This window comes from Kutzneria sp. NPDC052558 (assembly GCF_044547355.1).
Lineage (GTDB): Bacteria > Actinomycetota > Actinomycetes > Mycobacteriales > Pseudonocardiaceae > Kutzneria.
Window position 1 is genome coordinate 392,149 of the sequence record NZ_JBIUAG010000002.1, and the last position, 13,647, is coordinate 405,795.

General features: G+C 69.6%; 12 protein-coding genes. 2 read left to right on the forward strand and 10 right to left on the reverse strand.

The features are described 5' to 3' along the window. Complete coding sequence (locus ACIG5F_RS04865) at nt 1-2,808, forward strand: glycoside hydrolase family 2 TIM barrel-domain containing protein (RefSeq protein ID WP_396516038.1); 2,808 nt, start codon at nt 1-3, stop codon at nt 2,806-2,808. 59 nt (nt 2,809-2,867) lie between these two features. Here ACIG5F_RS04865 and ACIG5F_RS04870 read toward each other — a convergent pair whose 3' ends face one another. Both ACIG5F_RS04870 and ACIG5F_RS04875 read right to left on the reverse strand, forming a co-directional pair. Further along, on the reverse strand, nt 2,868-4,103 hold the full coding sequence (locus tag ACIG5F_RS04870; RefSeq protein WP_396516039.1) for a hypothetical protein: 1,236 nt from the start codon (nt 4,101-4,103) through the stop codon (nt 2,868-2,870). Nucleotides 4,104-4,366: 263 nt separating this feature from the next. Then, nucleotides 4,367-4,630 (reverse strand): hypothetical protein, encoded by a 264-nt coding sequence (locus ACIG5F_RS04875; protein WP_396516040.1) that lies wholly within the window; start codon nt 4,628-4,630, stop codon nt 4,367-4,369. Nucleotides 4,631-4,892: 262 nt separating this feature from the next. On the opposite strand from ACIG5F_RS04875, the gene ACIG5F_RS04880 reads away from it, so the two are divergent. Further along, complete coding sequence (locus tag ACIG5F_RS04880; RefSeq protein ID WP_396516041.1) at nt 4,893-5,762, forward strand: DUF4436 family protein; 870 nt, start codon at nt 4,893-4,895, stop codon at nt 5,760-5,762. Here the strand turns inward: ACIG5F_RS04880 and ACIG5F_RS04885 are convergent. The 8 genes from ACIG5F_RS04885 to ACIG5F_RS04920 all read right to left on the reverse strand — a co-directional run bounded on the left by ACIG5F_RS04885 (nt 5,759) and on the right by ACIG5F_RS04920 (nt 13,605). Next, the gene (locus ACIG5F_RS04885) at nt 5,759-7,546 is read right to left on the reverse strand and encodes a long-chain-acyl-CoA synthetase (RefSeq protein ID WP_396516042.1); all 1,788 of its coding nucleotides are present in this window, start codon (nt 7,544-7,546) and stop codon (nt 5,759-5,761) included. The genes ACIG5F_RS04880 and ACIG5F_RS04885 overlap by 4 nt on opposite strands. Nucleotides 7,547-7,589: 43 nt before the next feature. Further along, entirely contained in the window at nt 7,590-8,078 is a 489-nt protein-coding gene (locus ACIG5F_RS04890) for a hypothetical protein (protein WP_396516043.1), read from the reverse strand. Continuing rightward, nucleotides 8,075-8,554: a hypothetical protein gene (locus ACIG5F_RS04895; RefSeq protein ID WP_396516044.1), complete on the reverse strand. Its 480-nt coding sequence runs from the start codon at nt 8,552-8,554 to the stop codon at nt 8,075-8,077. Before ACIG5F_RS04895 ends, ACIG5F_RS04890 begins: the two co-directional genes overlap by 4 nt. An 89-nt stretch (nt 8,555-8,643) precedes the next feature. Next, nucleotides 8,644-9,735 carry an MCE family protein gene (locus tag ACIG5F_RS04900; RefSeq protein WP_396516045.1) on the reverse strand — a complete coding sequence of 364 codons (1,092 nt, stop codon included), beginning with the start codon at nt 9,733-9,735 and terminating at the stop codon, nt 8,644-8,646. Beyond that, nucleotides 9,735-10,655 (reverse strand): MCE family protein, encoded by a 921-nt coding sequence (locus ACIG5F_RS04905; RefSeq protein WP_396516046.1) that lies wholly within the window; start codon nt 10,653-10,655, stop codon nt 9,735-9,737. The genes ACIG5F_RS04900 and ACIG5F_RS04905 overlap by 1 nt, the downstream gene beginning before the upstream one ends. Then, complete coding sequence (locus ACIG5F_RS04910) at nt 10,655-11,626, reverse strand: MCE family protein (protein ID WP_396516047.1); 972 nt, start codon at nt 11,624-11,626, stop codon at nt 10,655-10,657. Before ACIG5F_RS04910 ends, ACIG5F_RS04905 begins: the two co-directional genes overlap by 1 nt. Beyond that, a complete protein-coding gene (locus ACIG5F_RS04915) occupies nt 11,627-12,613 on the reverse strand; it encodes an MCE family protein (protein ID WP_396516048.1) in 987 nt (328 codons plus the stop codon). Next, nucleotides 12,610-13,605, reverse strand: a complete 996-nt coding sequence (locus tag ACIG5F_RS04920; protein WP_396516379.1) for an MCE family protein — start codon at nt 13,603-13,605, stop codon at nt 12,610-12,612. The genes ACIG5F_RS04915 and ACIG5F_RS04920 overlap by 4 nt, the downstream gene beginning before the upstream one ends. Nucleotides 13,606-13,647 lie beyond the last annotated feature (42 nt).

The window sequence follows — 13,647 nt, forward strand, 5'->3', positions numbered from 1 at the left end:
GTGACGTACTACGAGGACTTCTCCCCCGGCTCCCCGAACCGGCTCGCCCCGCGTTCGTGGGTGCGGTCCAGCGCGCCGACGCTGTCCCTGGGTGGCGACTGGAAGTTCAAGCTCTGGCCGCACGCGGACGCCCCGCTGGAGGATCCGGCCGACTGGGACACGCTGCCGGTGCCCTCGCACTGGGTGCTGCACGGGGACGGCAAGTACGGCCGGCCCATCTACACCAACGTGAAGTACCCGTTTCCGGTCGATCCGCCCTTTGTGCCGGACGCGAACCCGACCGGCGACCACTTCCGCACCTTCACCTTGCCGGACTGGGACATCGACCGGTTCGTGCTGCGCTTCGACGGCGTAGAGTCGACGTACAAGGTGTGGCTGAACGGCGCCGAGGTGGGCGTGGGCAAGGGAAGCCGGCTGCCCACCGAGTTCGACGTCACGGATTTGCTGGCGCCGGGCGAGAACTCGCTGCTGGTGCGGGTGCACCAGTGGTCATCGGCCACCTACCTGGAGGACCAGGACCAGTGGTGGCTGCCCGGCATCTTCCGGGACGTCACCCTGCTGGGACGGCCGGCCGCGCGCGTCGACGATGTGTGGGTGCGGGCCGAGTTCCTTGACGGCCATGGGGTTCTCACGCCCGAGGTGACCGGCTCGTTCCCGATCACCCTGTCCGTTCCCACGCTGGACGTCTCGGTGACCTGGCAATCGGCCGCCGATGTCGCCCCGATCTCGGTCGGGCCGGTCGAGCCGTGGAGCGCGGAATCCCCGCGCCTCTACGACTGCACGGTGGCTTCCGCCGACGAGACCGTCCACTTGCGACTGGGCTTTCGCACCGTGCGTATCGAGGGCGACCAGTTCCTGGTCAACGGCCGCAAGGTGATGTTCTACGGCGTGAACCGGCACGAGACCCATCCCGTGCTGGGCCGGGTGTTCGACGAGGACTACGCCCGCGAGAACCTGCTGCTGATGAAGCGGCACAACATCAACGCCATCCGCACCAGCCACTACCCGCCCGACCCACGGGTGCTGGAGCTGTGCGACGAGCTCGGCCTCTGGGTCATGCTGGAGTGCGACCTGGAGACGCACGGCTTCGAGTTCGATGAGTCCATAGTGGACAATCCCAGCGACGATCCCCGCTGGCGGGACCAGTTCCTGGACCGCATGCACCGCACCGTCGAACGGGACAAGAACCACCCGTCGATCGTGATCTGGTCGCTGGGCAACGAATGCGCCAACGGCCGCAACCTGGCCGCCATGGCCCAGTGGACCCACGAGCGGGACCCCGGCCGGCCGGTGCACTTCGAGCGGGACCTGGCCAGCGCCTACACCGACATGCACTCCCGCATGTACGCCACTCTGGAGGAGCTGGCCCAGATCGGCACCACCGGCTGCGGGCACGGCGGCATCCGGCCGGAGGAGATCGTGCGCCAGCGGCACCGGCCGTTCGTGCACTGCGAGTTCGGCCACGCCATGGGCAACGGGGCCGGCAGCCTGGCCGACTACCAGGCCGTGTACGAGCGCTATCCCCGGCTGCACGGCGGTTTCATCTGGGAGTGGCGGGACCACGGCATTCTCACCAAGGCCGCCGACGGCACGCCGTTCTACGCCTACGGCGGGGACTTCGGCGAGGTCGTGCACGACGGCAACTTCGTGATGGACGGCATGGTGCTGTCCGACGGCACCCCGTCGCCGTCGCTGGTCGAGTACGCCGCCGTGATCGCGCCGATCGTGTTCGGCGACGAGCCCGGCACGTTCCGCAGCCGGTACCACAGCGTCGACACCTCGGACGTCGAGTTCAGCTGGGCCCGAACGGTGGACGGCCGGGAGGTCGAGCGCGGGGTGCTGGAGGTCCTGCCGGCGCCGCCGGGCGAGTCCGGGGTCTTCGAACTGCCGGAGCAGGCCCTGGACGTGGCCGTCGACAGCGAGACCTGGCTGACGCTGGAGGCGGTGTCCGGACATCTCGTCGGCTCCCGCCAGTACCAGCTGTCGCAGCGGTCGCCGGTTTCCGTGACGCCGACCAAGGGTCTCGGCGGCGCCGTCTTCGATCCGCGCACGGGTTCGTTGCTGCGCATCGGTTCCGTGCCGATCAACGGGCCACGGCTGGAGTTGTGGCGTGCCCCCACCGACAACGACGCGCGGGCCGGCGAGTGGCTGTGGCGGGAGCGCGGGCTGGACCGGCTGGAGCACCGGGTCCTGGACGTGCGCATCGGCGACGACGAGGTGATCGTGGCCGTCCGGGTCGCCGCCGCCACCGCTGCCCGCAGCGTCGACGTGACGTATCGGTGGTTCGGCGTTCCCGACGGTGTCGGGCTCCGGGTCGACGCCGTGCCCAGCCAGGGCTGGGACTGCACCTGGCCCCGCATCGGCGTCCGCTTCGAACTCCCCGCGGTGGACCAGGTCTCGTGGTTCGGCACCGGCCCACTGGAGTCCTATTCGGACAGTGCAACCGCCGCCCGGGTCGGCCGGTTCGAGAGCAGCCTTGACGACCTGAACGTCGTCTACGCCAAGCCCCAGGAGACCGGACACCGGCCCGAACTGCGGCGCCTGATCCTGGACAACCGGCTGCGGATCGACACCGTGCCCGACCGGACCGGCCACAGCCCCGGCTTCAGCCTGTCCCGCCACACCCCGCAGCAGATCGCCGCGGCCGCCCATCCCCACGAGCTGCCGCCCAGCGACCGGGTCTACCTGTTCCTGGACAACGCCCAGCACGGCCTCGGCTCCGCCGCCTGCGGCCCCGACGTGCTGCCGGAGCACGCCCTCTACCCCGCCGCCCACTCCTTCACCATCACCCTCCGCACCCACTCCTGAGCTTGGAAGGGGGCTTTCCTCCACTCGGAGTGGAGGAAAGCCCCCTTCCAAGCGCAAATTCAGGGGGTGAGGGCGATGGCGGTCACGAAGGGTAGTAGGCGGAGGGCGGCGGGGTCGGCGGCCAGGGGGACGGCGACGGGGGTGAAGCCGGTCTGCGCGGCCAGGGTTCGGGCCAATTCGTCCACATCGGACGGTGTGGTCTCGTCGGCCCAGCGCCGGGTGGCGGCCAGCGGGTCGCGGCGGGCCTCGCTGTGGGCCTGCAATCCGGCGGCAACGGCGTCGTGCCAACACAATCCGGCGGCCACGCCGACGCCGGGCTCCGGGCCCGGCTGGTCCAGCCACACCCGGCGGCGGCCGCCGGTGACCAGGTCGGTGCCCCACACCCAGCCCGGCCCGGCGGCCAGCGCGCCGTAGCTCGCCATCGCCGCGAGCACGGCCCGCACCTTGGCGGTCTCCGGATCCCGGGCCCAGCCCAGGACCTGGTGCGCTGGCCAGCGCCGGCGCGGATCCGGGACGGTCGCCCAGCTGACGACGCCGGCCTGCTCGACGGCGGAGAGCAGGCCAACGTGCGGGTCGACGAACGCCGGCAGCCGGTCGAGCAGCTCGTCCGGGGCCAGCGGGTCGGTGGACGGGGCGGCCTCGATGGCCGGCCCGCCCCACTGGTAGCGGTGTTCGGTGATCTCCAGGGACGCCAGGTCCAGCCGCAGCAGCACCGGTTCCGTCGCGGCGGACCCGCCGGTCAGGTAGCGGAAGCAGGTCAGCGCCACCTGGGTGCCGATCAGGGCGGAGGCCGGGCCGTCGAGCGGCCGTCCCGGTCGGGCCGCCGGCACGAGCCGCCGCCACGCAGCCTCGACCGGTCGGCCGCCGGCGGTGTGCACCGGGGTGAGCCAGGCGTCGCCGCCCCGCAGCAACACCTGGGCCACCGACACGTTCGCGGCACGGCAGCGCCGGCTGAGCTCGATCAACTCACCGATATCGGACGACACGTGCACAACCAGATCGGCCTCGGCCAACCGGCCGCCGATTCCGTCGGCGGAACCGGTCACGACGCGTTGGAATTCGTCGCGCACCCGGTATTCGGGCACGTCACCGGTGAGCACCAGGGTGTTGCGCCAGCCGGAGCCGATGCCGGACCGCAGCACCGCGCCCAGCACCGGCCCGTCCCCGACCAGCACCACCCGTGCCTGCCGAAGGCGGTAGAAACCCTGCTCAGAGGGGGAATTCTCGATCTCGGAGCGGTACATCACCGCTTCGGTCGCGGTCAGCCCACCCAGCAGCCGCGCGCACTGGCTCACGTCCGCTCACCGAGCCGCACCACGGCCGGCGAACCGCGCCGCAGGTGAATAGAAGGTTAACACCGTGCCATTCGCACCCATTTTACGTCGGTGACCGAAATAGACGGCAGGATGCCTCATGAAATGCCTCGATTCGCCTCGGTCTACCCCCGAACACCAACTGTAGGCATTTCATTCCGCCCATGATCACACCGTCGACCGGTCGTCCGTGGAAGGTGACACGAACCCCCGGATTCGTGGCCCCCATCACAGGTCGCAACGGATCACAGACCCTCGACCAGGGCCCGCACCTCCGGGTCGCGGATCTCGAAGACGCCCAGCACGCCGATGCGCTCCAGCGCCGGCTTCAGCTCCCGCATCTGGTCCACGATCTCCGTCCACTGCGCACTGCCCGGCTCGACCTCGGCCAGCGCTTGCACGTTGCCGACAAACGCGGCGACCGACCCCTTGCGCACGGACACGCCCCCGAACTCGGCGTACTCCTGACCATCGGCCAACACGTCCTCGGGCTTCACCGGCTTGTTCATCACTGAGCTCCCTTCGAGTTGCGTGCCATCTGCACACAACAGGAACACTAGCCGTCATGCGTGCAAATTGCACACAGTTGTCGAAGTGAGCCGCGTCACATATCCAGGACCGTCCAGAATGGACGGGCAAGGCGACCTGCCCGCGGTTGCCGGCTTCCTTGACTTTCCGGACCCGTCTGTCCACGATGCACACCGACTTCGCCGCAAAACCGACAAAGTTTCGGTCTCCTCCGGCGGTGACGCACGGCCTGAGAAGGTGGACATGAGCGACGAATCCGCGCCCCGGCGGCGACCTTGGCTATGGGTGGTTCCGGTGGTGTTGGCCGTGCTCATCACCGCGGGCAGCCTGAGCGTGTACTTCTCGCAGCGCGCGCAGAGCCAGACCGAGACGGTCCTCGGCGACACCGGCGCGGCCGACCGCGTGGACGTGCTGTTCTACGTGCAGAAGCTGGATCCGGTCAGCCAGACGCTGTCCGCGCAGGTGAGCATCGCCCCCAAGGGCCGCTTCGCCGACGCCGACGGCTTCCCGGCCAAGGACATCGTGCTGCACCAGGACGCCAGCAAGGGCGACACGATCACCTTCAAGGCCGGCAAGAGCCCCGGCGTCAACGACGTGCAGGTGCTGCTGTCCGACGGCGTGATCACCGACTACCCGTTCGACAGCTACAAGACCGACTTCGCGTTCTTCGCCGAGAGCAACAACGAGATCGCGCCGGTGGCCGTCACCTTCGCCAGCGGCGACACGTTCTTCGGCCTCACCCCACGCGACAGCAAGACCGACGACGGCGTCTTCACCTTCTCCGCCGACGCCGGCCGCACGGTCGGCATGTTCGCCTTCGCGCTGTTCATCATGCTGTTCATGTGGTGCCTGAGCATCGCCGCCGTCATCGCCGCCACCTTCGCCATCGCCGGCCGGCACGGCCTGCTCTGGCCGTCCATGAGCTTCATGGGCGCGCTGCTGTTCGCCTTGGTGCCGCTGCGAAACGCGGTGCCCGGCGGCCCGCCGATCGGCTCGGTCATCGACTTCGGCGCGTTTTTCATCGCCGAGGCGCTGATCTCGCTGTCGCTGATCTGCACGGTGGTCATCGGCTACCGGGTGGAGCTGGTCAAGAAGCGGGAAGCCGCCGCCTAGAAGCGAATGCCGCCGGCGGCGACCTCGGCGACATAGCCGTCGTAGATCGGCACGTAACCCCGGTCGCGGTCGGCCAGCACGTAGACCGGGCCGCCGCCGGCATAGCCCTCGTCGCGCAGCTCGACCTTGCGGCTCTTGAACGTGGACGTCTGCTCGACCTCGTCGATCACCCTGAGGAACAGGGGAATCGCGTAACCGGGCAGGTTTTTCACCAGGTGCGCGGCCAAGGCCCGGCCGTCGAAGTCGCCCCGGAGCTTGATCGCGGCCATGCCGGCGCGGCCCTCCACCCCGGGCACCTCGACGCCGTACACCACGGCCTGCTCGACCGCCGGCCACTCCGACAGCGCCGCCTCGACCTCGGTGGTGGCCACGTTCTCACCCTTCCACCGGAAGGTGTCGCCCAGTCTGTCCACAAAGGCCACATGCGACCAGCCCTGGTCGCGGACAAGGTCGCCGGTGTTGAACCAGCAGTCGCCGCGACGGAACCCGTTGCGCACCAACTTCTTCTCGGTGGCGTCGTGGTCGGTGTAGCCGTCGAACGGGGCCCGGTCGGTGACCTTGGTGATCAGCAGCCCAACCTCGCCGGCGCCGACCTTGCGCAGGCGCCCGTCGGCGCCCCGGGCCGGCTGCCCGGTGTCGGCGTCGAACGCGACCACGGCGAACGGCAGCGGACAGACCCCGGCCGTGCCGCCGAGGTTGAGCGCGTTGACGAAGGCCAGGTTGCATTCGCTGGCCCCGTAGAACTCGGCGACCCGGCCGATGCCGAAGCGTTCGGTGAACTCGTCCCAGATCTCCGGCCGCAGCCCGTTGCCGACCACCACGCGCACCCGGTGCGTGCGCTCGTTGGGCCGCACCGGCTGGTTGAGCAGATAGCGGCACAGCTCGCCGATGTAGCAGAACGCGGTGGCCCGCGTGCGCTGGATGTCGTCCCAGAACCGCGAAGCCGAGAAGTTGCGGCCCAGCGCCAAAGTCGCGCCCGAGCCGAGCACCGAGGACAGTGACACCGTCAAGGCGTTGTTGTGGTACAGGGGAAGGCAGCAGTACAGGGTGTCGGCCGAGGTGAGCCGCACGCCGAGGTGGCCGAGGCCGGTCATCGCCTTGAGCCAGCGGAAATGGCTCATCGGGCTGGCCTTGGGCAGGCCGGTGGTGCCGGAGGTGAAGACGTAGAACGCCTTGTCGCGGGCGTGGATCAGCGGCGTCTGCACCGGGTCGTGGTCGTCGGCGGTGACCGCCGCCGCGTCCAGGTCCGGGTAGCCGGCCAGCGCATCGTCGCCGTCCGGCAGGCACAGCACCTCCCCACGGATCTCCTTGGCCGGCAAGGACTCCAGCGCCTCACGGCATTCGCCGCCGACGATCAGCACGGTGCTGTCGAGCAGCTTCTGGCTGTGGTTGAGGACTTCGCCGCGCTGGTGGGTGTTGAGCATGCCGGCGACGGCCCCGAGCTTGACCACCGCCAGCACGGCCAGCAGGGTCTCCGGGCGGTTCCCGGCCAGGATGCCGACCGTGCGACCCGGCCGCACGCCGTGGGCGTTGAGCACCGCCGCGTAGCGGTTCACCCAGAGGTTGGCCTGGCCGTAGGACAGCTCCGTGTCCTCGAAGCGCAGGAACGGCCGGTCCGGGTGGCGGTGGGCGGCCCGCTGGAACACGTGGCCGACCGAGTCGCGACTGGTCGGACCCACGGTGACCAGGCCGATCGCGCCGTGCAGCAGGCTGGGCGCGTCCAGCATCATGCCGGGCAGCGCCCTGACCACGTCGACCAGGCCGATCCGCTCCGTCGCGTTCATTTCCGGCATGCTACCGACCGGTAGGTATCGAAACAACGGTTCGCTACTTCGTTCGCAGGTCGGTGATCACCCAGTGGTCGCCTTGACGCTGCGCGGTCACCGTCAGCTCGGCGGCCGCGACGCTGCTCCGGTTGGTGTCGCCGCGGGTGGCCTGCTGGTCCAGGAACACCAGCAGCTGCGCGTGTTCGCCCTGCAACAGGGTCACGCCGCTGTCCACGACCGTGGTCGTCAACATCAGCTTCTGGGCCGGGGCCTGCCTCGTGACCTGGGCGAACAGGTCGTTGTACTGGTTGCGGGCGTTGCCGGCGAGAGCCTGGGCGGCGGCCTGCTCGGTGACGGCGGTGTTGTCGTATCGGTAGGAGAACACCTTACCCAGCGCCGAGTTCACGTCCCCGATGACCTTGCTGGTGGCCGCCGGGTCGACCAGGGCCCGGTTGGCGGTCGCGGGATCGTCCCAGAGGCCGGTCGCCTCGATGCGGAACCAGCTTCCCAGGGCCACCAGGGCGATCGCCGCCGCCACGAGCCACTTCACGACTGCACCTGCACCGGCGCGAGGGCGCTGACCCGCCAGCCCTGGTCGGTCCGGGTGAGGTCGGCCTGGAACCGGGTGCGCTTGGAGGTCTTGGCCTGCCCGTCCGGCGTCACGTCCAGCTGCACGGCGGCGATCAGCTTGGCGGTGCCGGCCCGCTGGTCGAGCGCCGTCACGGCGGCGTCGACAACCTGGGCGGTGGTGACGGTTTTGGCCTGTTCCAACTGTTTGCGGCTGTCCTGGCCGGTTTGCGCCAGCTGGTCGTGCAGGGCGCCGGTGGAGACGGCCAGCCAGGCCCGCAGCCCGTCGTCGATCTTCCGGTAGTCCAGGGTGTTCAGGGTGGCGATGTCCCGCTCGGCCGCCTGGGCCACCGCCTGCCGGTCGAGGGCGTACAGGCGGGCGTCGTCGTGGGCGGCGCTCCACCACGACCAGCCGCCCCACGCGGCGAACACCGCCGCCAGGATCACCACGATCTTCATCTCGGCTCCTTTTTTGTGTCATGAAGGGCCCCTTACTGACGCTGAACGTCAGTAAGGGGCCCTTCATGACGTTCAATGGCCGGCATGACTCATCCGTTCGGGGCGTTCTGGGCGCCGCGGACGCCGGTGCCGGAGTCGGCCGGCAGCGCGCAGCGGGCCTGGGTGTTCAGCGGCTTGCCCGGCGTGACGTCGAGTCCGGTCTTGCGCTCCGTGCCGTCATAGCCGGCGGTGCAGCCGAGCGGGTCGAAGAACGTCAGCGACAGGCCGAAGTCGGCGGCGCCGTCAGCCACGGAACTGGAGCCCGCGGCGATCGCCTGCGGCGCGGCGACCAGGAGTTCCTGGATGGCGTTGTGGCGGCCCAGGGCCACGGTCGAGGTGGTGAGCAGGTTGGCGATCAGCACGCCGAGGCTGGGGTCGGTGTCCCGGATCAGCTGGCTGACCTGGGCCGACAGCTGTGGCACGGCCCCGATGAAGCGGCGCAGATCCCCGTCGGAGCTTTGCAGCTGCTCGGCGATGAGCTTGGTGTTGGCCCCGAACTGGCTCAGGGCCTCGGCTTCGTCGTTCTGGGTCGTCAACACCGTGGTCGAGTCCGTGACCAGCTGGGTCAGCTGCGGCATGTGCCGGGTGGCCGCGTCGACGAAGGAATGCGTGCTGTCCAACAGGGTTTGCAGGTCGGCGGTCGTGCCGCGGGTGGCCGTGTCGAGCTCGTCGACCAAGGTGTGCAGGGAATCCGGCGGCACCGACTGGACCAGGCTGTCGATAGTGGTCAGCAAGGTCTGCGCGGGCAACGGAATCGTGGTGTCGCCTTGCGGAATCACCGAACCTTGTTGGAGCAGCGGGCCGTCGGGCTTGCGGGGCCTGAGGTCCACGTACTGCTCCCCCACCGCCGAGCGGTTGGCCACCACGGCCTCGACATCGGCCGGGATTGCTTGCTGCGTAAGGTTGAGTGTCACGTACACACCGTCGTCGGCGAGCGTGATCGGCCCGACCCGACCGGCCGGCACGCCCCGGTAGGTCACCTCGGCGTTGGTGAAAATGCCGCCGGCGTCGGCCAACTTCATCGTCACGGTGTAGCCGCCGGTGCCGAACAGGCCCACATAGCGGGCGGCGACATAGGCGACGGCGGTCAGGCCGACCAGCAGGAAGGCGGCGACCTTGAGGCGTACCCCGGACGTCAGCATCAGTGGCCGTCCTTCAGGTAGACGTTGAGGTAGTCGCCCTTGATGTCGTCGAGCACCGCGTCGGTGAACGGGAAGGTCACCAGCACCTGCAACGCCTTCGGCAGGTTGTCCCCCGCGGCCGCCAACTGCTGGAGCGTCGGCTGCAAGGCCTTGAGATCGGCGACGAGGTCGTCCTTGCTGCGGTTGACCGTGTCGGTGGCGACCGCGCTGAGGTGATCGAGGGCGTCGACCATTTTCGTCAGATCGTCCCGCTGCTGCGCCAACACGGTCATGCCCGGGGTCAGGCCGTCGATGGCCCCGGTGATCTGGCTCTTGCGGTCGTCCAGCGTCTTGGCCAGCTTGGCCAGGCCGTCCAGGGCCTTGGTGATGTCGTCCCGATGCCCGTCAAGGCCGGCCACCAGGGTGTCCACTTTGGACAGAAGATCGCGGACGTTGTCCTCGTTGCCGCCCAGCGCCAGGTTCACCTGTTGGGTGATCGTCTGAAGCTGGGCCACGCCGCCGCCGTTGAGCAGCATAGACAGCGCCCCCAGCACCTCCTCCACCTGCGGGTTCCGGTTGGTTCGGGCCAACGGGATCGTCGCCCCATCGGCCAGGGCCGGTCCGCTGCCGGTCGTGAGCTCGACGAACTTCTCCCCCAGCAGGCTGGACTGCCTGAGGTAGGCATGGGCGTCCGCCGGCAACCGCACCTCGCCGTTGACCGTCATCGTCACCAGCGCGCTCCAGCCGTCCGGGGCCAGTCGCACCTTGTCGACCCGCCCGACCGGCACGTCGTTCACCTTCACCGCCGCCTGCGGCACCAGATCCAGCACATCGGCGAACTGCGCCGTGACCCGATACGGCCGACTGCCCACATCCGCCCCACCCGGCAGCGCACAGGCGGTGGCCAGCAGAACCGTCGCCACAGCCAGCAATCTGCGCATCAGCCCACCGCCGGCAACGGCAGAACCGGCTGGTCGCCGGGCGCGAACTCCCGGATGTCGACCCGCCCGGACAGCGACTTCGTCGCCGGGTCGTAGGCGTTGAGCACGTTGCCCAGGGCCAGCGGCGCGACCTTCAACGCCTCGTCCAGCGACGCCTTCTCCTTGGCCAGCACCTGACTCACCGCCGCCAGCTTGTCCACATTGGACTTCAGTCGACCCCGGTTGTCCTGGATGAACTTCTGCACCGCCGACAACGCCGTGGCCAGCTGCGACAGCGCAGCCCCCAGGTCGTTGCGGTCCGCCGCCAGGAAGTCCGACACCTGCCCCAGCCGCTCGGTCACATCCCGCACCTGGTCGTCGCTCGCCGCCAGCGTCGAGGTGAACTTCTGGAGGTTGTCCACCGTGCCCGTGAAGTCGTCCTTGCTGCCGGCCAACGTCCCCGCCGCCTGGCCCAGCTGTCGGACCATGTCGTTCAGCTTCCGCCCGTTGCCGTCCAAGACCTCCGCCCCGGTCTTCACCAGCTCCGACAACGCCCCGTCCCCGTTCGCCCCCTGCGGTCCCAGCGCCGCCGCCAACTGGTTCAGGCTGCCGTACAACTGATCCAGCTCCACCGGCGTCGCTGTGCCGTCCTCCCGGATGACCGCGTCCTGGCCCAACTCCGGCCCCTTGGCGTAGGCCGGCGCCAGCTGCACGAACCGATCCGCCACCAGGCTCGGCGCCATGATCACCGCTTTCACCCCGCTCGGCACCCTGATGCCCGGGTCCACGGTCAACCGCACTCTGACCTGCGTGCCGGCCGGGCGGACCTCGTCCACCGTGCCCACCTTGACTCCCAGCACCTTCACATCGGAGCCGGCATAAACCCCCACCGCCTCGGCGAAGTAGGCCGTGATGCGCAGCGGCGCGACGTCGGCCAACGGCCCGAACACCGTGCTGGCGACGATCAGGAGCATGCTCAGGACCTGGTTCATCTAGTTGCCCCCTGATCCCGGCGGACGACAGTCCCGGCCCGGCGTGGCCGGCACCAGGCCGCACAGGTAGGTGTCGATCCAGCGGCCGTTGCCCAGGGCGTTGTCCAGCAGGCGGTAGTACGGGCCGAGCAGGGCCAGCCCCCTGTCCAGGTTGGCCTGGTTGCGGTGCAACACATCGGTGACCCGGTCCAGCTCATCCAGGGTCGGCCCCAGCTGGGCGGTGTTGTCGGCGACCAGGCCGGACAGCTGCTCAGCCAGGGCCTGGCTTCCCTTCAGCAGACCGGAGATCGCGGATCGGCGCTGCTGAACCTCTTGCAGCAGCGCGGCTCCGTCGCCGATGAGCCGGCGGAACTGGTCGTCGCGGTCGGCCAGGGTCCTGGTGATCTGCTGGGCGCCGGCCAGCAGCTCCTTGAGCCGGGTGTCGCGGCTGGAGATCGACTTGGCCAGCCCGGACAGGCCGTCGACGGTGGCCCGGATCTGCGCCGGGGCATTGCGGAACGTGTCGCTGAGGACCTGGAAGCTCTGCGCCAGCCGGGCCGTGTCGATCTGGGTGACCGTGCCGGCCAGGTCGTCGAACGCCGCCACCACGTCGTACGGCGCGGCCGTGCGCTCCCGGGGAATGGCCTGGCCCGGATCCTGCTGCCCGCTGCCTTTCGGGTCCAGCTCCAGGTACTTCTGCCCCAACAAGGTCTTGATCTCGATCGACGCCGTCGTCCGATCCCCGATCCAGGCGTCCCGGACTCGGAACGCCACCCGCACCTGGTCACCGGCCAGCGTCACCGCCGTCACCTCGCCCACCTTCACCCCCGCCACCGCCACCTCGTCGGCCGGCTTGAGCCCCGCCGCCTCGCTGAAGTAGGCCGAGTACCCGGTCGTGCCGAACGGCAGCTCATCGGCGAAGAACACCCCGGCGGTGACCAGGACCGTCACCGTCACCCCGGCCGCCGCGACCATGGCGGGACTGAGTTCAAGGAAGCTGCGCTTCACCGGCACCTCCCTGCCGTCACCGGAATCCCTGGCGTCGTCCCGCCCGGGGGCGTGGGCGCATCCGTGGTCGCGCCGCACAGGTAGAAGTTCAGCCAGGAGCCGTAGGACGCGGTGCGGCCGATGGCGTCGAGTTTGGTCGGCAGGGTGGTGAGGAACCGGTCGACCAGGCCCTCGTTGGCGGCGAGGTTGGCGGCGACGCCGCCGAGTTGGGCGATGTCGTCCTTGAGCGGCTGGCGGCCCTGCTGGAGCAGACCGCTGGTGGCGTCGGCAAGACCGGACAGCCCGCTGACGGCGTCGCCGAGCGAGGTGCGGTCGGCGGCGAGGCCGGAGACGAGTTGCTGGGTGGTGGACACGAGCGCCGAGAGCTGGTCGTCGTGGGAGTTCACCTGGGCCAGCACGGAGTTCAGGTGATCGACGACCTGGCCGATCACCTGATCCCGTTGGGCCAGCGTGGAAGTCAGGGATGCGGTGTGGGCCAGCAGGTCCTCGACGGCGCCGCCCTCGCCCTGCAACACCTGCACGATCTCGCCGGCCATCTGGTTGACGTCGCCGGGCGACAAGGCCCGCAGCAGCGGCTTGAACCCGTTGAGCAGGGCGGTCAGGTCCAGGGCCGGGGAGGTGCGGTCGAGCGGAATCCGGCCACCCGGCGGCAGCAGCTGGTTGGGGTCGCCGCCGCCCTCGCCGAGGGAGATGTAGCGCTGCCCGACCAGGTTCCGGTACTTGATCGCGGCGGTGGTCGACGCGGGCAGCGGATGGTCCCGCTCGACCGTGAACTCGACCTCGGCGACCCGCTGCTCGGCGACGGCGATCCGCGCCACCTGCCCGACCTTCACGCCGGCGATCCGCACGTCGTCGCCAACGGTGAGCGCGATGGCGTTACTGAACTGTGCGGTATAGTTCACCGTGTCCCCCGTGCCGGGACTGGCAATGGCGATCGCCAGCGCCACCGTGGCCACCACGGTGACCACCACAAACACCACCCCCTTCACCAACGCCACCCTCACCCCCACCACCCCCGCGAGTCCCGCTTAGCG